This window comes from Microbacterium sp. PM5 (assembly GCF_003293595.1).
Classification (GTDB): Bacteria; Actinomycetota; Actinomycetes; order Actinomycetales; family Microbacteriaceae; genus Microbacterium.
Genome location: NZ_CP022162.1, coordinates 2567525 through 2586717 on the forward strand (window position 1 = coordinate 2567525; position 19193 = coordinate 2586717).

The 19193-nt window shown below is 70.4% G+C and carries 17 protein-coding genes; 5 read left to right on the top strand and 12 right to left on the bottom strand.

From position 1 onward, the window contains the following. The first annotated feature begins 38 nt into the window (after positions 1-38). Positions 39-890: a universal stress protein gene (locus CEP17_RS12240; RefSeq protein ID WP_036320345.1), complete on the top strand. Its 852-nt coding sequence runs from the start codon at positions 39-41 to the stop codon at positions 888-890. Positions 891-969: 79 nt separating this feature from the next. On the opposite strand, the gene CEP17_RS12245 is transcribed toward CEP17_RS12240, so the two are convergent. After that, entirely contained in the window at positions 970-1482 is a 513-nt protein-coding gene (locus CEP17_RS12245) for an LPXTG cell wall anchor domain-containing protein (RefSeq protein WP_112932421.1), read from the bottom strand. A gap of 205 nt (positions 1483-1687) precedes the next feature. Here CEP17_RS12245 and CEP17_RS12250 point away from each other — a divergent pair, with 205 nt between their 5' ends. From CEP17_RS12250 to CEP17_RS12260, 3 genes are all read left to right on the top strand, one after another. Further along, a complete protein-coding gene (locus CEP17_RS12250; protein WP_112932422.1) occupies positions 1688-2308 on the top strand; it encodes a hypothetical protein in 621 nt (206 codons plus the stop codon). A gap of 89 nt (positions 2309-2397) precedes the next feature. Continuing rightward, positions 2398-3129: a fructose 1,6-bisphosphatase gene (locus CEP17_RS12255; protein WP_112932423.1), complete on the top strand. Its 732-nt coding sequence runs from the start codon at positions 2398-2400 to the stop codon at positions 3127-3129. 30 nt (positions 3130-3159) lie between these two features. Next, the gene (locus tag CEP17_RS12260; RefSeq protein ID WP_036318668.1) at positions 3160-4695 is read left to right on the top strand and encodes a glycosyltransferase family 2 protein; all 1536 of its coding nucleotides are present in this window, start codon (positions 3160-3162) and stop codon (positions 4693-4695) included. Positions 4696-4734: 39 nt separating this feature from the next. Here the strand turns inward: CEP17_RS12260 and CEP17_RS12265 are convergent, their stop codons facing one another. The 7 genes from CEP17_RS12265 to CEP17_RS12295 all read right to left on the bottom strand — a co-directional run bounded on the left by CEP17_RS12265 (position 4735) and on the right by CEP17_RS12295 (position 13935). Further along, positions 4735-5877, bottom strand: coding sequence for a response regulator transcription factor (locus CEP17_RS12265; RefSeq protein WP_112932424.1), 1143 nt, complete (start codon positions 5875-5877; stop codon positions 4735-4737). Between the two features lie 88 nt (positions 5878-5965). Beyond that, positions 5966-6997 carry a glycoside hydrolase family 6 protein gene (locus CEP17_RS12270; protein ID WP_112932425.1) on the bottom strand — a complete coding sequence of 344 codons (1032 nt, stop codon included), beginning with the start codon at positions 6995-6997 and terminating at the stop codon, positions 5966-5968. A 38-nt stretch (positions 6998-7035) separates the two neighbouring features. Beyond that, on the bottom strand, positions 7036-7605 hold the full coding sequence (locus tag CEP17_RS12275; RefSeq protein WP_204359829.1) for a cell wall protein: 570 nt from the start codon (positions 7603-7605) through the stop codon (positions 7036-7038). Positions 7606-7670: 65 nt separating this feature from the next. After that, on the bottom strand, positions 7671-9461 hold the full coding sequence (locus tag CEP17_RS12280) for a DUF4012 domain-containing protein (RefSeq protein ID WP_112932426.1): 1791 nt from the start codon (positions 9459-9461) through the stop codon (positions 7671-7673). Between the two features lie 22 nt (positions 9462-9483). Then, a complete protein-coding gene (locus tag CEP17_RS12285) occupies positions 9484-10593 on the bottom strand; it encodes a diguanylate cyclase (RefSeq protein WP_112932427.1) in 1110 nt (369 codons plus the stop codon). Beyond that, the gene (locus tag CEP17_RS12290; RefSeq protein ID WP_112932428.1) at positions 10590-12245 is read right to left on the bottom strand and encodes a HAMP domain-containing sensor histidine kinase; all 1656 of its coding nucleotides are present in this window, start codon (positions 12243-12245) and stop codon (positions 10590-10592) included. The genes CEP17_RS12285 and CEP17_RS12290 overlap by 4 nt, the downstream gene beginning before the upstream one ends. 19 nt (positions 12246-12264) lie before the next feature. Then, a complete protein-coding gene (locus CEP17_RS12295; protein WP_112932429.1) occupies positions 12265-13935 on the bottom strand; it encodes a HAMP domain-containing sensor histidine kinase in 1671 nt (556 codons plus the stop codon). Positions 13936-14012: 77 nt separating this feature from the next. Here CEP17_RS12295 and CEP17_RS12300 point away from each other — a divergent pair, with 77 nt between their 5' ends. Next, the gene (locus CEP17_RS12300; RefSeq protein ID WP_036321166.1) at positions 14013-14378 is read left to right on the top strand and encodes a response regulator; all 366 of its coding nucleotides are present in this window, start codon (positions 14013-14015) and stop codon (positions 14376-14378) included. 11 nt (positions 14379-14389) lie between these two features. Here the strand turns inward: CEP17_RS12300 and CEP17_RS12305 are convergent, their stop codons facing one another. From CEP17_RS12305 to CEP17_RS12320, 4 genes are all read right to left on the bottom strand, one after another. Continuing rightward, on the bottom strand, positions 14390-15325 hold the full coding sequence (locus CEP17_RS12305) for a hypothetical protein (protein WP_112932430.1): 936 nt from the start codon (positions 15323-15325) through the stop codon (positions 14390-14392). A gap of 3 nt (positions 15326-15328) precedes the next feature. Then, positions 15329-16846, bottom strand: a complete 1518-nt coding sequence (locus CEP17_RS12310) for a polysaccharide biosynthesis tyrosine autokinase (RefSeq protein ID WP_036289527.1) — start codon at positions 16844-16846, stop codon at positions 15329-15331. A gap of 209 nt (positions 16847-17055) precedes the next feature. Beyond that, positions 17056-18423: an HNH endonuclease signature motif containing protein gene (locus CEP17_RS12315; RefSeq protein ID WP_112932431.1), complete on the bottom strand. Its 1368-nt coding sequence runs from the start codon at positions 18421-18423 to the stop codon at positions 17056-17058. A 162-nt stretch (positions 18424-18585) separates the two neighbouring features. After that, positions 18586-19185 carry a low molecular weight phosphatase family protein gene (locus CEP17_RS12320; protein ID WP_112932432.1) on the bottom strand — a complete coding sequence of 200 codons (600 nt, stop codon included), beginning with the start codon at positions 19183-19185 and terminating at the stop codon, positions 18586-18588. Positions 19186-19193 lie beyond the last annotated feature (8 nt).

The following is a 19193-nucleotide window of genomic DNA, read 5'->3' on the forward strand; positions in this document are numbered from 1 at the left end:
GTAGCGTGGAGGCACCGATCCCAACGGAGGGATGAATCATGGTCGAGAAGATCGTCGTGGCTGTGACGGGGGCACCCGTCTCCGAACGTGCGGTGCGATGGGCGCTGCAGCGGGCGCAGGCCGCTCCGCCCGGCACGCAGGGCATCGAGCTGATGTCGGTGATCGGGGGAGCGCTCGGCGCCGTCGGCGAGGCGGAGCTGATCGCGCAGGCCGTCGCCGACACCGAGACCGTGCTGGAGCGCCTGGCGGCGCCGGTGCGGGATGCCGGCATCACGGTGATGACCCGGGTGGAGACCGGCAACCCCGTGTCCCGCCTCATCGACGCCAGCGTCAACGCCTCACTCCTCGTGCTGGGCAGCGATTACCGCGGACCGGGCGATGGACCGGCGCGCGGCGCCCACGGCATCCGTATCGTCGCCGGGGCCGCCTGCCCGGTCGTGGTGGTGCCCGACACGGCGCTCGTCGGTCGGCGCGGGGTCGTCGTCGGCGTCGACGGGTCGCCGGTGTCCGAGCATGCGCTGCGTTTCGCGGCGCGCGAGGCCGACCGCCTGGGCGAGCCGCTCACCGCGGTCAGTGTCTGGACTCCCATCGAGGCGCCCCGCAACGGACTGGCCGTCTACCCCGAGATGTACCTGTCGAACATGCAGGCCGCCACGGAGGAGATGCAGTCGGTGGCCCTCGCCGGGCTCGCCGTCGACTTCCCGGATCTGGTCGTCGAGCGCGTCGTCGAGCGCGGCTACCCCTCGCGAGCGATCGCCTCGCGGGGTCTGACCGCTCGCCTCGTCGTCGTGGGTACGCACGGTCGCGGGGCCCTCGCCCGCTTCCTGCTCGGCTCGATCAGCCAGGAGGTGCTGTCGCATCTTCCCGCGGTGACCGCGGTGGTGCGCTGACGCCGCGCAGCCTGCGCACAACGAGAGAGCCTTCCCGGCCGTGACCGGGAAGGCTCTCTCGTTGTCGTTCTGGCGTGCGTCAGGCGTTGGTCTCCTGGCGGTTGCGACGCACCGTGGCGGCCACGGCGACGGTCGCACCGGCGAGGACGAGAGCGCCACCGCCGACCCAGATGCCGAGCAGCGACTCGCTGTCGCCACCCGTCGAGGGCAGGGTGCCGCTGCCGCCGCCGGCCTCGGACGAGGCGCGAGCGCCGGTCGCGGAGAGCGTCCACGAGGAGCCCGCCGGCGGGGTGCCGACGATCGTCGCCGTGGCGACGCCCGACGAGTCGGCGGTCTTGGTGACCGTCGTGGAGCTGACCGCGAACTTGACCGTGGCGAGGTTGGCGCCGGTGACGCCTTCGCCCACGAGCGTGAAGGTCACGCTCGCGCCCGGCTGGAAGCCGGTCACGGGGACGGGACCGGGCGCCGTGACCGTCACGGTGACGGTGTCGGGGCCGGTCGGGGTGTAAGCCTGTGCCATTGCCGGGGCGGCGAAAACCAACCCTGCGGCGATCGCGACGGAGGCCGCGACCTTGGTGAAACGGTGCTTCATGAGTGCCTGCTTTCGAATCCGGTCTGGGGGTACCTGATGATCCGCTCGTTCCGTATATCCGGTCTTGATGCAGATGGGGGGATGGAGAGTGAAGCGGTATGGTGGTGCTGATGCTCTCCCGAGTATTCCCTAGGGGTCTGCCGGATTGCAAACTCTTGCGGTTTCCGATATGTAAATGTTTCGCGACGTGAAGGAGACCTGCCGGATGGAACGCCCCGGGAGCCGCCGCCGTGCTCTCAGCGCCGCGCTCGCCGCGCTGGTCGTCGTGATCCCGCTGGTCGGTTGCGGGCCCGCGCCATGGGCCGCGCAGGTGACGACACCCGCGCCCGCTCCCACGACCGCCGTCCCGGTTCCGACGCCGGTCTCCAACGATCTGTCGGGCGGATCGACCCAGCGCACGCTCACGGCGGGCGCGGTCTCGGCAGCAGTGAACTACTGGTCGACGTTGCGGATGGACCGCTGGACGCCGGCGGCGATCAAGCCGATCAGTCTGTCGATGGTGACGACGATCACGCCCAATGACGGGCAGAAGGTCTATCTCCAGCGCGCCACGATGACCGCGATCCCCGCGAACGCGTCGCAGACGTTCGCACCGCTGGATGCCCAGGTGGATCAGGCCACGGTCTCTCCCGGATACCTGGTGCTGTCGCCCTACAGCTACTCCAACACCTTCAATGTCGGAGCCGTCCCTGCCGAGGCCACCTACGTCACGGTGCAGTTCGAGTATGACTTCCTGGTGCAGACGACGCCCACCTCGACCGAATTCGCCAAGCAGACCGCGAGTGACACGCTGACGATCGCGATCGCCGCCCAGAACGGCGGCTGAACGCGCCTTCCTCAAGATCGGGTAAAGACCGTGTCGAGGTTTCCCTGATTCGCACGTCCCGCCGGTGGTCCATAGATAGCGTGTGGATCATGCTTCCCGCCCCCTCGCGTCCTCCCCGCCTCCGCGCCCTCGGCGCCGCCGCCGCGGGCCTCGTGGTGCTGACGTCCCTGACCGGCTGCACCCAGATCGCCAGCGCCTTCAACGGTCTGCAGCAGAACGCGGTGTCCACGCCTGCCCCGCGCCCGGCGGTCACCCAGGCCGTCAGCATGCCCTACGACTCGAAGTTCACCTACGACGGCTCGGTGTCGCTGTCCACCGACGTCGCCGACGGGCTCGAGGTGCGCCTGGACGTCTGGGCCGCCGATCCGAAGCGCACTCAGGAGTGGGCACCCGACAACGACAAGACCTTCGGTTTCGCGGTCAACGTGGTCGATCACCGCGTCGATGAGAAGGCGGTGCTCACGCAGAAGCGACGTGTGTACCTGTCGATGGTCAGCATCACCTCGCAGGTGTCGCAGTCCACGATCGGTCAGCAGCAGATGATGTCGCCGTTCCAGTTCTCGGCTGACCCGCGCACCCTGGTGCCGTCCGACACGATGCGCTCCGACCGCGGCCTCCTGCTGAACACCTTCCAGGGCGGGCTGCTCGTGCCGACGACGACGATCCACCAGCTGCCGGGCGACACCTACGGGATCACCCTCCAGTTCGCCCTGCAGGTGTGGGTGGAGGGCACGGCCAACACGGATACGAGCTTCCAGCAGCAGACCGTTTATCAGGTTCTTCCGATCGCCATCTTCTCCCCGACCGCCCCCACTCAATAGTCTGTTGTCCACACCGACACGAGGTATACCGTGAGCACGCCCTTCGACACCGGCCGGCAGGCCGCCGAACCGCAGTTCCGTGCGGCCCCCTTCGGGGCGCCGCCGGCACCGCCGGCGCAGCCGTACGGGTTCCCCGTGCCGCAGGAGTCCTTCCACCCCGCGGAGCTCGCCATCCCCGAGCTCGACGACTTCTCCTCGGTGCTCGAGCACACGACCGTGCACCGCTCGACCATCGGGTGTGTCGTGCCTGCGTACAACGAGGAGGAGTCGATCGCCGACGTGCTGCGCTCGCTGCTCGGGCAGAGCCGGGTGCCCGACGTGATCCACGTCGTCGTCAACAACACGTCCGACGCGACGGTCAAGATCGCGTCGGAGTTCAGCGGTCCGCACGAGATCACCACCGAGCTGGGCGAGCAGTTCACCGAGGTGTTCGTCCACGACATCGGCAAGAACCCCGACAAGAAGGTCGGAGCGCTCAACTACGGCTACGCACTGGTCGAGGGGTACGACTACCTGCTCGGTGTGGACGGTGACACGATCGCCGACCGCCGGGCCGTCGAGTTCCTCGAGGGCGAAGCCGTCGGCGACTCCCGCATCGGCGGGATCTCTGCGATCTACTCGATCGATGACCGCCCGATCAAGGGCGTCATCGCGAAGTTCCTCATCGCCGGCCAGCGCACCCAGTTCGCGGCCTTCAACCTGCAGAACCTCTTGCGCGGGCGCAACATGGCGGTGCTGGGCGGGCAGTTCTCGATCTTCTCGACGACGGCGCTGCGCGATGTCATGAAGGCGAACCACCAGAACTCGCCCTGGGTCAAGGACAGCGAGGTCGAGGACTCGCTGCTGTCGCTGCAGATCAAGAGCGCCGGCTACCTCACCAAGATCAGCCCCTTCGCCCGCGCCGACGTGGGCGGAATGACCACGCTCAAGGGTTACGACGCCCAGCAGGTGAAGTGGACCTACGGCGCGATCGAGCTCATGTGGCCGGGTCAGCGCGGCGACACCAAGGGGCAGCCGTTCCACCCGAACCTGCGCCTGCGGTGGTTCGAGAACTTCTCGATGCTCACCAACCTCTTCGTGCGCGTCGCCTTCCTCACCCTGCTGATCGCCTCGCTCTCGATCAACGCGTTCGTCTTCTCACCGTGGTGGCTCATCCCGCCGGTGGTCGCGATGATGCTGAACCTGCGGGTCGCACGCGCGATGGAGACCTGCAACAGTCGCGATCTCCTCTTCGCCGGCCTGATGTTCCCCGCGGAGATCTTCATGTGGGTGCGCATCAGCCACTTCCTGCGGTCGTGGACGCGGTTCCTGTCGCGCAAGAAGGTCGACAACTGGGCGATGCAGGCCAAGGCCGAACGCGGCGGCGGCAGCATCGGCCACTGGGTGCCGTTCATCATGCTCGCCATCGTCGCGATCGCGGTCGCGGTGATCTGGAACATGCTCGACCCGGTGGCGCAGTCGGCGATCCTCTGGGTGGGCTGGCCCATCGTCGGGGTGGTCACGGTCATCCAGACCGTGCTCATGTCGTTCCGGCTGTTCCGTCGCCACCAGGGCTTCAAGGTCTGACGCCCCGCGGCGAAGACCCGCGGTGCCCGTCGGCGACGCTCAGGCGGCGTGCTCTGCCGTCAGCCGGTAGCCCACGCCGCGCACGGTCTCGATGTACCGCGGGTTGGCGGGGTTGTCGCCGAGCTTTCGGCGGAGGTTGGTCATGTGTGCCTCGATCGCGCGCTTGTCGGCCTCGCCCACGAAGTAGCTCGTCACGTACGACTCCCCGCGCAACACGAGGGTCAGATCGGCCTTGCTGCGCACCCGCCGTTTGGACTCCATGAGGGTCGCCAGCAGATCGAACTCGGTGCGAGTGAGCACCAGCTCCTGACCGGCGATCGCGGCAACGCGCTGCTCCGGGTTCACGGTGAGATCGCGGTGCGCGACCCAGCCGGGCCCGGTGTAGGCGACCACCTCACCGGCGGCCCCCGCCGTGGCGAGGGCGCTGCCGGGCGACTGGGGTCCGACGCTCGAGGGCACGACGATCGGCTGCGCCGGTGCGGCGGGTGCCGCCGCGGACGGAACGGGTGCGGCGGATGCCGGGGCTGTCTGCTCCTGCGGCTGCGCAGGCGCTGCGGAGGGCTGCACGCCGTCGAAGCTGTAGGGCGGGTCGGCCGGCGCGGCGGGAGGCCAGCCGGCGGGCTGGGCCTCGACCGGTGTCGGCCAGCCGGGGGCCTGCGTCGGATACCCGTACCCGGCGGCGGGAGCCTGCGGCATCCCGTAGTCGGGCACGCGCGGCGCGCCCGGACGCGCTCCGGGGAAGGACGGGCCGCCGACCTCCTGGCGCGGCGCGGCCACCTGCGGCGCGCCGCCGGCCGTGGCGCGCGGGCGGCGCAGGAGCGAGTCGATGCGAGCGCGCAGCTCGCGCGGGCGGAACGGCTTCACGATGTAGTCGTCGGCGCCGGAGCCGAGCCCGACGACGACGTCGGCCTCTTCCTCGAGGCCGGTGATCATGATGATGAACGTGTCGCTCTGCGCGCGGATGCGCCGCGCTGCCTCGAATCCGTCGATGCCGGGCATGTTCACGTCGAGAGTGGTGACGAGAGGCTGGTAGGAGAGCACCGCCCGCACGCCGTCGATGCCGTTGCCGACCGACACCGTCGAGAAGCCCGCGGCTTCGAGCACCTCGACGATGAGGTGACGGATGTCGGGATCATCCTCGATGATCACGGCGGTTTTCATCGGTAACGAAGGATCGGTCATGGTCCCGGGACTCTCCAGTAGGGGGGTGTGGAGCACGGTGCTGAGCCACAGTCTAGCCACGCCCCGTCGCGGCGGGATCGAGGCGGCGTCAGCGCACGCCGCTGGTGAGTTCCGCGGCCGCGGCGGGCCACCACAACCCGGCCGCCGGACCGCCGTTGCAGACGCCGTCGCTCTCGCCCGGAGGCTTGATCCAGAGGTTGGTGTCCACGACGTCGTCGCCGAAGGTCCCGGTGGCATCGCCGACGCGCTGCCCGGCGGGGTTGCACCAGGTCGCCCCGGCGGTCGCGACGCCGTTGCGGGAGGTGTCGATGATGGCGTGGGTGCCCCCCAGCCGGTCCGAGAGGGCGTGCGCGTAGGCGAACTCGTCGTACGTCGACTGGTAGTTGGAGACGTTGGTGGCCACCCCGCGCACCCGGTCGATGATGCCCATCTGGCGAATGAGCTGGGCCATCTCGTCGGGGCTGTGCCAGGCGCTGTGTCCACCGTCGATGTAGATCCACGTCGCCGTCGACGAGAGGGCGTCGACCGCGCCCGAGAGGAAGCCGGCACGCGTCGCGACATCCCCGCACTCGCTGGTCAGGGCGATGCTGTCGGGTTCGAGGATGATGATCTTCTGCTCGTCGGGCGCCGTCTTCAGCGCCTTCCCGATCTCCGCGACCCAGCGGGGGTAGTCGGCGGGCGACAGGCCGCCGGCGGAGTGATTGCCGCAATCGCGGTCGGGCAGGCCGTAGACGACCATCGCCGTGGCGCGATTCTGATCGCGGGCCTGGGCGATGAGGTCCAGAACCGTTCCGCCGACGGTTCCGATGGGATCCTGCTCAGGGGTCAGCCAGTAGGCGGTGGGCTGCCCGGCGAGGTAGGTCGTGCCGGCGGTGGCATCGTCATCCATCGGCAGGTTCTCGAGCGCGATCCGTGCCTTCGACTGCTGCGGCGCGATGACGGTCGTTCCGACGGCGGGCGGCTGGGCGAGCATGGCATGCACCCCCTGGGTGACGGCGATCCCCACCGCGGCGATCGCGCCCACCACGATCACGGCGGCGAGGACGATGACGGCGATGACGATTCCGCGTCTCGGCACGCGTCGAGGGGACAGGATGCGCCTGCGGGGGGAGGAGGACACGTCTGAACTGTACCGGTGCGGGGAGCGCGGGCGGCCGTTCAGAGGTCGTTGCGGTCGCGACGACGGCGAACGGCGAGGGCGACGAGCACGACCGCGCCGGCGAGGACGAGCGCTCCGCCGCCTACCCAGACGCCGACGAGCTGACCGCTGTCGCCGCCGGTGCGCGGAAGGCCGTCGGCGCCGGTGATCGACGCGCTGGCGGTACCGCCGGCCGAGCTGCGCGAGATCGCAGCGATGTTGTAGACGCCGCTCGCGGTCGCGGGCAGGACGATGCGGACATCACCGAGGGCGCCGTTCGCGTCGGAGGTGCGTGTGGTGCTGCCCGTGCTGATGCCGAGGTGCACCATGGCGAACGACGTGTTCGCGCCGTCTTGCCCGGTGACGGTGATGGTGACCGGCTCATCGGCGCCGAACGTGCGCTCTGCGCAGGAGAACGACAGGGTGCCGCCGGCGGTGATGCTGGCCGGAGAGGTCGTGCACGAGTCGACCGGCGGGTAGATCGTGGAGGCGTGGGCCGCGTTCGGGGCGAGCGCGAGAACGACTCCCACCAGGGCCGCCCCCGCGGCGCGCGCCAGACGGTCGGCGGTACGGCGGCGCGAGCGGGTCATGGAGCTTCTCCCTGCGGTGTGCACCAGACCGGGGACGAACCGGCCGAGCGTGCGATGCAGGGAGTCTACCCTGCGCCGCAGGTGGCCACGACGACGGGAGCGCGCGCGGCATCCGCCGTCGGCGTGACGACGGCCTGGGCATCGCCGGCGGCGGTGTTCGCCCGGACGGTGACCGTCACGCCCGTGGATGCTCCCGGGGTGAGGTCGATGCCGAAGGTGAGCACCCGGCGTCCCTCGTGCACGCCGCCCGCGAAGCCGGCGCCGTTCGTGGCCGTCGCCCAGACGAGCTCGAAGCCTTGCGGCAGGTAGATGTTGCCGACGACCTCGGCGGCGCCCGGCGCCGTGCCGTAGACGCCGCCGCCGGTGATGTACTCCGGCAGCGCCGTTGCGGCGTCGGCGGGCGCGCGGCTGGTCAGGGTGAGCTGCAGGGTGAGCTGGCGGGGCGCGCTCTGCCCGCCTGGCCGGCACGACGCCCAGGCGAGAGAGACGTCGGGGTCGATGTAGTAGCTCATCTTCGACCCGGTGCCGTCGTTCAGAAAGACGCCGAACCGTGCCGTGTGCGCGTCGGTGACCGGAAGCTGACCGGCCACGACGGTGCCGTCGATGATCGCCTGCTCGTCGGCGTGCGCGCTCCACGCGAGCAGGCGATGCTCTTCGCCGGCCCGGGTGAGGGCGGAGATGAGGCCGGATGCCGAGCCCCGCCCGTCGGCGAGGGCCTGGAAGACCGCGCCGGCCGCACCGGCGAAGAACGCGTCCTGATCGGCGGGCTTGGCGTACCGCAGGTACACCTCGTTGAGCAGCAGCGGGATCGCGTTGTCGGCGCTGAGGGCGTCGCCGCTCGGGAGCGCGACCGGGCCGGTGCTCTGCAGCAGGTACGACAGCACGACGGGGTCGATGGCGAGCACGCCGTCGACGTCGGTGCCTGTCGCGAACCGGTACATGTCTCGCGCGAGGGGGCCGTCGACCGTGAAGTCCGGAATCTGCGTGAGGTTGTGGAAGTACCGCGCCGGCTTGGTGTCGTAGATCTTCACGAGTTCATCGGGAAGCGCGACCACCGGAGTACGGATGTTTCGCGACAGTGCCGTCGCCGATTCAGTCCCGAGCAGCGTGAGTCTTCCGCCATCGGTCTTCAACAGCACCGCCGTTCCGGCGATGCCGCCCAGCGAACGCCACTCGGCGTTGTTCTGGACGAGCACGAGGTAGGTCCGCGGTCCGTTCCTACCGAGCATGTCGGGCAGCAGCCGCGACGTGCGCGACAGGGTGTCCACGGCGGTCGACACGGTCGAGAAGAGATCGTCGGCACGGTCGACGGCCGTGCCGACGACGCCGATCAGCGGGGTGCGGTCGATGTCCTGCACGGCGACGGCGGCGTCGGCTGCGCGCGTCGCGGCCTCCTGGGCGGGTGTCACGAGACCCGCGAGGACACTCGTGTCGAGGCGTCCGCCGACGGGGCGCAGGCCGTCGATCGACACGTTCTGAGCGGCTGTGGCGAGGGGCAGCAGACTCTCCCGAAGGAGTTCGTCGGATGCCGTGGCGACCGTCCCGAACGCCGCCAGCTGCGGGCCGATCCACGGTGTGTGGCTGGCGAGCGCCCAGACGGGGTCGGAGGTGAGCTGGTGCGCCTCGGACGCGTCGGCGGCCAGCCGGGCCAGCGTCGGCGCGGCGGATGACGGGTCGGCGGCCAGCGCCGCGGTGCTCTGCGCTGCTCCGGTCTGTATCCGCTGCAGATGCTGGTAGGCGAGGGCCCCGCGCACGCCCACCCACACGGCGATCACGACCGCCAGCAGCAGCAGACCAGCGACGGTCCACGCGAAGATGCGGCCCGCGGTGCGCGCCGGGCGGGGGAGTGCGCTCACGCCACGATCCTACGGGGAGGCGCTAGGCGATCACGCTCGCGCGCTCCCAGCGGTCGCCGCCGGCCAGCTGCGCCTCGTCGGCGGCGGCGGCGGCGGCCGTGATGAGGTCGTCGAGGTCGTAGCCGATGCGCGACACGCTCGCCCAGCCGATGCTGGCCGACAGGCGGACGGCGATCGATTGGTCGGTCGAGACGGTCGCCACACGCTCCAGCAATGCACGCAGGAGGGGACGGACGGCGGCCTCATGGCGCGGCAGCAGAACGAGCATGCGCGAGGGTTCGAGCCGATCGAGATCGGCCTCGGCGGGGAAGACGGCGGCGACGTCCGACGCGAAGCGCTCGAGGACACGGCTGTATGCCAGCGCGCTGGAGGCTTCGCGCAGCGCGATCGGGTCGTCGAGGCGAACGTCCAGCAGCGACCACCACGCGTCGTCGAATCGCTCCGCGCGGGCGAGTCGGTCACGTGCGATGACTCGGAAGCCGGCGACCGTCGCCGTCACCGAGGTCGGGTTCTCGGCCCGGGCGAGCAGCAGCAGCGTGGTCAAGGCGGTCACGAGCGTGATGGCCATGACCACCGGGGTGAAGTCCTCCGTCGGAGGGAGGTTGTCGACCAGGCGCAGGCGGTCGCCCACGAGGTCGGTGCAGAGCCACACCAGGGAGAACACCGCCACCAGGCCCGACGACAGGGCGAGCGGGACGATCACGCCGCGTGCTGCCGTGCGCACACCGACGAGTTCGATCGCCGTGGCTGCGGAGATCGCCGCGAACACGACGAGCTCGACGTTGCCGACCGCGTCTTCGGCGGCGGTGCCCGAGGTGAGCGCGACGGTCACGATGACCACGAGCGTCACACCGATCACCGCCGACAGCAGGATCGGTCGGCGCCCGCGGCGCGCGCGCAGGCCTACCCACACGAGGCCCAGAGCGAGGAGCATGAGTCCGTCGCTGAGGGCGTCGAGCCAGGCGTTGTCGAGCAGATTGGCGCTGGTCTGCAGGTAGCTCGCGGCCATGGCGGCGATGAATCCGCTGGACCAGATCGCGGCCTCCCGCGACGGCCGCTGCAAGAACCCCAGCCCGATCATGATCGCGGTGCACAGCGTCGTCAAGGCGACCATGACGGTCGAGATGCTCATGCGCTGACCTCCGTCGTGCTCGGACGGTGAGAGCCCCGCAACGGCAGGCGGACGGTCGCGGTCGTGCCGGTGCCGAGCGTGCTCTCCAGAGTGATCGTTCCCGCATTCTCCTCGATGATCTGGCGGGCGATCGACATTCCCAGTCCGGTGCCCGCGATGCCGCTCGCGGTGGCGCTGCGCGCGCGGAAATAGGGGACGAAGACCCGCTCCAGATCGTCGGCCGCGATCCCGATGCCGGTGTCGGACACCCGCAGCACCGCGTCGTCGCCCTCTGCGGTGGTCATGACCTCGACGCTACCGCCGCGCGGGGTGTACTTGATCGCGTTGCTGATGAGGTTGTCGACGACCTGCCGCAGTCGGAAGCCGTCCCCGGTGATCGGCAGGGGGCGGTCGATGTTCGTCTGCAGGTCGATGTCGGAGGCGGCCGCGGCCGGGGCGAATGCGTCGGCCGTGGCCTCGGCGATCACCGACAGGTCGAACTGGTCGCTCATCTCCGGGGCGCGGTGGGAGTCGAGCAGCGATTTCGTGAGGGCCAGCATCCGTTCGGCGGCCCCCTCGATGACCGTCGCGTGCTCGCGCTGGGCCGGCGTGAGGTCTTCGGCGTCGAGCATGAGGTCGGCGTGACCGAGGATGACCGTGAGAGGGTTTCGCAGCTCGTGGGAGACGGCGCTGGTTGTCGCACGCTGCTCTCGGCGCTCGCGCTCGGTGTCGGTGACGTCGTCGAGCTGGATGATGGAGACCTCCGTGTCGTCGTCGGTCTCGGTGCGCACCGTACGTCCGCGGATCGACATCGACAATGCGCGCCACTCTCCGCTGGCGTCGTACAGCCAGATCAGCTCGTTCTCGACCCGCTCGCCGCGGGCGGCGCGGGCGATGGAGGTCGCGTCGCGGGGAAGGGCGGTGCCGCGGTAGGCGTCGTACTCGACGGCGCGCGGCGGATGCCGGTAGTCGTCGTTGTCGTAGGCGTAGAGATGCCGGTAGGCGGCGTTGGCCAGGTCGATGTTCCCACGGTCGTCCACGCGGGCCAGCGCGGTGCTCACGGTGTCGAACAGTCCGTTGGCGCGGTCTTCGTGCACGCTCATCCGCGCGACGGCACGGTCGAGCTGGCGGGATTGGCGCTGGATGAGCAGGCGGAACGCTCGGGTGCGACGGGCGCCCTGGTTCATGGCGATGCCGAGGAAGCCGAGTCCCAGCAGGACGATCATGATCTCCAGGGGCGACGTGAGCGGTGCCCCGGGAATCCACCAGCGCACGATCTGCAGCGCGAAGATGAGCCCGAGCGCGGCGACCACGGCAGCCATCGAGTAGTAGGTGGCCACCCACGCCATCGGGACGACCCACAGATATCCGAGCGTGTGGTCCGAGATGGCGAGCAGTCCGATCGCGACGGCGTCGGCGAAGGGCAGCGCGAGGACGAGCTCGCGATGGCGGGCCCACGGCATCACCATCGCCCACGATGTGATCGCGCAGATCAGGGCGAGCCCCGTCAGCAGCGAGATGTCGCCGAAGAGCCGCGGATTGAGCAGCGTCACGCCCAGTGCGACCGCGACGGTGCTGAAGCCGACGATGAGCTGCCACTGCCACACGGACCTCACGACGGTGCCGATCAGCTGGCTGTCGGCCCATCGACTCTCGACGCGGGGGGTGGTCATCGGTTCCTCATTCGGCAGTCTATTGATCCGCGTCGGCGACAGCTCTGCCGCTGCGGGGAAGCAGCAGGGTCGCCTTCGTGCCGTGTCCGGGCAGCGACACGATCATGACCTCCCCGCCGTTGCGTCGTGCGAGCATCCGGGCGATGGGCAGGCCCAGACCCGTCCCCGGGGTCGCACGGACCTCGGCCTGCTCGCCGCGGTAGAACGGGTCGAAGACCTGGGCGAGGGCGTCGGGCCCGATGCCCGGACCGGTGTCGCTGACGGTGAACATCACGTCGGCGGCGACACCCGAGATCTCGACACGGACGGCGCCGCCGGCCGGTGTGAACTTGACGGCGTTGGACAGCAGGTTGCCCAGTGCGCGCGCGGCGTCGTCACGGTCGGCAAAGACCGCCATCTCCTCGGCGGTGTCGATGTCGACCTCGATGGAGCGCGCAGTGGCGCTGCTGGTGTGGTGCGCGACGACCTCGTGCACCAGGTCGGATGCCGCGATCTCGAGCGGTCGCGGTCGTTCGGCCTGGGTGCGGCTGAAGGCGAGGAGGTCGTCGAGCATGCCGGCCAACCGTCCGGTGTTGCGATGGATCGCGTCAACCCACGCACCGGCCTCGGCAGGCAGTTCGGCGTCGGAGAGCAGTTCGCTGTAACCGGCGATGATCGTGATGGGCGTGCGCAGCTCATGGCTGGTCGTGGAGAGGAAGTCCTGCCGCTGCCGTTCGAGGTCGTAGCGCACCTGGACGGTGGCGGCGGTGGCACGCGCGGCTTCGGCGCTCTGCTCCGCGGAGTCGACCGCCGTGCGGGCGTTGCGCAGCGACTCGTTGCGTTCGGTGGTCGTCAGAACCGTGAAGATCGCGAGCGCGGCGACGAAGGCGGCGACCGTGATGGCGCGCTCGGTGGGGTCGATGCGGGCCGGGTCGAACACGCCCATGCTCAGCCGGCTGAACAGCATCGTCGTCAGCGCGACGACGAGGGCCTGGATCTGGGCGAACAGCGGCGGGAAACGCAGGGAGGCCCACGCCAACGGCACGAAGACGAGGAATGCGAGCGGCAGAGGGCTGAGCGGCCCGATGCCCGCCGCGATGACGACGAGCATCACGAGGATCTGCGCCGCCGACTCGCCCGGACGAGAAGGCGGTTGCGGCTGCCCCTCGAAGAGCGCGAGAGGAACGATCAGCAGCACGGCCGACAGGTGGGACGCGCAGGTGATGATCGCCGAAGCGAGGGGTTCACCCTCGACGAGGGTGATGTTGATGAGCGCGATGAGCAGGGCGAAGACCATGGCGGAGACCGCGGACAGGGCGACGAACTGCACCGCGTCGGTGGTTGTGCGCAGGCGTGCATCTCGCCCCCCGCGCAGCAGCAGCCAGCCCAGCATCGCCGCTTCGATCGCGTTCGCCAGTCCGTACAGACCGCTGAGCTCGGCGGGTCGCCCCGCCACGAAGTTGCCGGCGGTCGTCGCGACGAGCACGACGCACACCGACACCGCGCGGCGATGCGGCGGCGCGCGCAGGACGAGCACGGCCGAGACGCCGGCCGCGGGCCACCACAGGGCTACCGGCACGCCGGGAACGGCGAAGCCGACCGCCACGATCGACAGCACGAAGATGAGCACTGCTCCGCCCAGCCAGAAGCCCAGGGTGCGCCACGCAGCTGTGGGGCGATCGACGGGGCGATCCACCCCGGAGGCTGTCATACGAGTACGCTAATGGCATTCGGGGGAAATCTAGCCAGGCTAGTTATCGAGGGGCTGAGTCGGTGGAGGACGCACCCATGGCGAACGTGCTCGTTGTCGATGACGACGCCGACGTCGCCGAACTGGTGCGCACGGTCTTGAGCATCGCCGGTCATGAGGTCACCGTCGCCACCGACGGCGAGCACGGAATCGCCGCGGCATCGGCAGCGCACCCCGATCTCATCGTTCTCGATTGGATGATGCCGGGGATGACGGGCATCGAGGTCTGTCGCACGCTGCGGCAGGATTCGTCGTTCGATGCCACCCGCATCATCATGCTCACGGCCAAATCGGCGCCGTCCGACATCGATGCGGCGCGCGGAGCCGGTGCCGACGACTACGTCGTGAAGCCCTTCGCGCCGCGCGAGCTGCGTCGCCGCGTCGCCGAGCTGCTCGCCTCGTGACTGCGGCCGGCTCAGCCGGCGATGTCGATGAGGCGTGAGCCCGCCCAGAGGGTGAGCACGGTGCCCGATGCGCTGCTGCTCGCGTCCAGTGCGAGTGGCCCGGCGGCATCGGCGGCGTCGAGCGTCGTGCATCCGAGATCGCTCGCTCCGGTCGCGTCGCTCGAGTGGGCGGTGATGCGGATGCCGCTGCACGCGGCATCCGTCTGCGCGATGTAGACGGTGTCTGCGCTGACGGCGACGGCACGTGCGGTCTGAGCGAGACGCGTCCAGTTCTGCCCGTCCAGGCGGTAGGCGGCGTCGTCGCAGACGATCGCGGTGGTGCTGCCGGCCGAGCGCAGGCCCCAGGGTGTCGCGCAGGGGGCGGCGATGCGTGTGCCGTCGACGATGACGGCGCGCTCGCCGGGAAGTACGTAGGTGTCGACGGCGAAGATGTCGGGATAGGGCTCCCAGAACCGGCCGTCGGTGTAGGTGCGCAGCGTATTCAGGGTGCAGTTCGCGCCGAGCGCGGCGACGGCGGTGGCGTTGCGCCCACCGAACGAGGTGAGGCTGAGCACCTGGACGGCGCCCTTCGCCGTGGGGGTGACGCTCTGCCACGTGGCGCCGTTATCGCCGGAGCGTTCGACGACGGGGGCCGCGCCGCCGCACGCTCCCGCGGTGGCGCGCCACATCGCGTCGGCGCCGACGGACAGGAACCGCTCGGCCGCACCGGGCGCGCCGGCAGGGGTGGGGGAAGCGGATGCCGTGGGTGTCGCCGTCGCTGTCGGGGTGCGGACGGCGTAGGTGAAGGTGGGCGCCGGTCCGACGGTGGCGTCGACGTCGCCGGGGCCGCGGCCCTGCCGGAGCGCGGCGACGCTGAGCCCGACGGCCGCGACGGTGAGCGCGATCAGTCCGATCGCGATGAGCGTCGCGCCGCCGCGGCTCTTGGCGAAGCTGCGCGGGCGGGGCACGACTCAGCTCTCCCTGTCGGCCTCACGCGCGTCGCGGCGGGAGTCGAACCCGAGCTCGTCGAGCGTGGGGGCGGCGGGCACGCTGGCCAGCGGCGTGGTGCGTCCGCGGCGCTTGGCCCCCTTGCGCTCGGCCTTGGAGGTCTTGGCCGGGGTCTCGCGGTAGCCGTACCCGTATCCGTATCCGTACCCGTAGGCGGAGTAGTAGGAGTCGGGCCCGCGGGTGGGAACCATCGACATCACGAAGCCGGCGAGCTTGGCGCCGACGGTGTTGAGGGCTTCGGTGGCCCCCTGGAGCTGGTGCTTGGTCGTGCGGCCGGCCGAGATGATCAGCAGCGCGCCGCTGGTGACGCGCGCGAGGATGGCGGCGTCGGTGACGGGCAGCAGGGGCGGTGCGTCGCAGAGCACGACGTCGAAGTCCTTCTCGAGCATCTCGAGCAGCGTGTTCATCTGGCGGGAGCCGAGCAGCTCGCTGGGGTTCGGTGGGATCTTGCCGGCGGGCAGCACGTAGAGGCTGCGCCCGCCCCAGGGGAGCATGACCTCCCCGACCTTCGCGCGACCGATGAGCACGTCGGTGAGACCCGCGCCGCCCTCCATGCCGAGGTATTCGGCGACCTTGGGCTTGCGAAGGTCGGTGTCGAGCAGGGCGACGCGCTTGCCGGCGTCGGCGAGGGCGATGGCGAGGTTGATCGTGGTGGTCGACTTGCCCTCGCTGGGGATCGAGCTGGTGATGACGAAGCTGGAGCGGCCGCCCATGTCGAGGAACTGCAGGTTGGTGCGCAGCGCCCGGAACGACTCGGCCCGGGGGCTCAGCGGATCGGCGTGGACGATGAGCGGGCGCTCCTTGGCCTTCGTGTCGTAGGCGATCGCGCCGATGCCGGGCGAGCCGGTGATCTGCTCGGCCTCGCGGGGCGTGCGCACCCGGTTGTCGAGGGTGGTGCGCAGCACCGCGACGCCGATACCGAGGGCCAGGCCGACGAGAACACCGAGGGCGAGGTTCAGCGGCACGTTGGGGCTCGACGGCTTCAGCGCGGGCTGCGCGTCGCTGACGCGGCTGAGGCGGATGGCGCTGGCCCCGCTGTTGCTCTCGGGCTCGAGCTGCGGCACCGCGGAGGCGAGGCTCGCCGCGATCGCGTTGGCGATCTTGGCCGCCTGCACGGCGTCGGGGTCGGAGACCGTGATGGTGATGAGCGTGGAGTTGAGAGCGGCCGACGCCTTGACGTCTTTCGCGAGATCTTCGGCGGTGCGGGCGAGGCCGAGGTCGGCGATCACCGGGTTCAGCACGACGGGCGTCGTGGTGAGTCCCACATAGGTGTTGATGCGGGCCTGGGCGAACGACGATCCCTGCTGCAGCTCCTGGGCCGTGTTGCCCGACTGCGTGGAGACGAAGACCGTGCTCGCGGACTCGTAGATCGGGGTCCTCGTGAGGGAGTAGCCCGCCGCCGCGCCGAGTCCCAGCAGGGTCAGCACGACGATCACGAGCCAGTTCTTGCGGAGGATGCGGATGTAGTCGCTGAGCTCCATGGTGCCTCTCGAAGACGCGCTGCCAGCCAGGAGGGGGGTTGCAAGGCCGGGACGATCGGACTCAGTCTGCCATAGCGGATGTTTCGGGCCGGTGTCCGGGCGGCAACACGTGCGTGTGCAGCCTGCACAGGTCGCCGTCGCCGTCGGTGCCGCCGTGTGGATCGGTCATCATCACCCCACATCGCTCAGCGGCTCAGCAGTTCAGCGGCTCAGCACTTCAGCGCGTAGCGGGCACTCCCACCGATGCGGGGCGTGCGATCGGCGTCGATCCACGGCGGCGGGATGAACCACACCCGCGCGGCCACTCCGACGCCGTCGACGCGGATCTCCCACCCGTCGCTGTGGATGCGATGGTGGCAGCCGGTGCACAGCAGCACGCCGTTGTCGAGGTCGGTGGGCCCGGCATCCCGGTTCCACCAGGCGATGTGGTGCCCGTGAGTCCACGCCGGCGGAGCCCCGCAGAACGCGCAGCCGCCGTCGCGTTCGGCGAGGGCGAGCTTCTGTGCGGGTGAGAACAGGCGACGCGTGCGGCCCCAGTCGAGAATCTCGCTGTCGCCGCCGAGAACGCACGGAATGACCTGCAGGTCGGCGGCGAGCCGGCGCACTTCCGCGGCGGGCAGCGATGCGTCGAACCCGTCGATGCGCGCGACGCCGCACCCCGACTCGAGCTGGTCGAGCGTCATCCGCACGACGACGGTGGTCGTCGCGACCGTGGGGACCTGCTCGCAGCCGAGGGCGTGCGCGCACAGTTCGTGCAGGGCGTCGGCTCTCATCTGCGGCACCGTGCGCTCGTCGCGAAGAGCGCCTGCCTCGGGGTCGTCGCCGCCCCCGTGTTCGTGCCGCGGGGCATGCTCGTTGTTCTGCAGCACGCGGGTGACCATCGCGTCGAGCACCGTCTTGATCGGCGCGGCGGTGGCCACGTCGAATACCCCGGTGAGGTGGAGCATGCCGTCTCGCTCCTGCATCCGCAGCGCGCGGGCCGACCGATGCTCCTCGTGCGCGGCGGCGAGCCCGTCGGGGTCGAGTTCGGCCTCCGCGTGCGCCAGCAGCCTGGTCAGCTCGTCGGCCCGCAGTCCGGGTGCCCGCTGGCAGAGGTCGCGCTCGACGGCATCCCTGCGCGCGGAATCGACGCGGAGCGACAGCTTGTCGAGCAGAGTGATGATCGCCGACGCCGCTGTCATCGACAGAGCGCCCGCCGCCACAGCCGCCGCCACGTGCGGGTGCGCGGCGGGTCGCGACTCGCCGCTGATACTGGTGCGCGGCGCCGTGCTCTCGCCCACCTGCACGAGTCTGATCGCTTCGCCCACGCTCGCGCCGGTGGTGGCTTGGATCAGCGCGACGGGGGAGCGGAAGCCCTGCTTCTTGGCGAGGGAGTCGCCCCCGAGCTGCGGCCGCGACTGACGGGAGATCTCGGCTGCGACGGGCGCGAACGCGGCGTCGACCTGGCGCATGAGCACGCCGAAAGCGCGATTCACCTCGACGAGCGCGCTCGGTGACAGCGCGGCCGGCGCCTGTGCACCGCCCGCCGCCGCGAGCGCGTCGAGCGCTGCGGCGATGCCATCGAGCCTGTTCTCCATGACTTCGACATTAGAACATACCTACGACACTCGTCGGAGTTGTCCACAGGGGTCGCGGCGTTTCGACTCGCTGCGCTCGCTCAACGACCGGCAGCACCCTCCCACCACTCCCGGTCGTTGAGTGAGCGCGAAGCGCGAGTCGAAACGCCGCCCGCGCCGCGGTCAGCCGAAGGCGATCCGCACGACGCGTTCGACGGCGACGAGCCCCGGCTCGAGCTCGACCGCGGAGCGTTCGTACGTGGCCGCCGAGCGGCCGTAGGGGTCGATGACGTCGTCGTCCTCGGGGGATGTCGGGGGCAGCGTGATCCCGCGGCGCCCGGCGATCGCGCCCAGCGCGGCGGCGAAGCGCTCCCGCGGAGGTGCGCCCTCCCCGGCGGTCGCTGCGGCCGTCCGCAGGTCGTCGTCGCTCAGATCGGCGGCGAGGCGGGCGAACTCGCGCGCCGTGAAGGCCTGTCGCATTCGCGAGGGGTCGAGCTCGACGACTTCGCGGCGGTGGTCGCGCGCCATGGCGAGCACGAGATCGGCGGTGCGCACGTGCACCGGGGTGAGGTAGCGGGCGCCGTGGGCCGCCACGAGCGCCGGGTCGACGCCGCGGGCGACGGCGAGGTCAGCGGCTTCGGGAGTCATCGGCATCCCGTCGCGCGCGCGAGCGCCGGCGCTGGAGACGCGCACCGGAAGATCGGCGAGGCGGGTGGCCAGCAGCTGCGCGGCCAGGGGGGAGCGGCAGATGTTGCCGGTGCACACGGTGAGGATCTCGAGCACGGTGACTT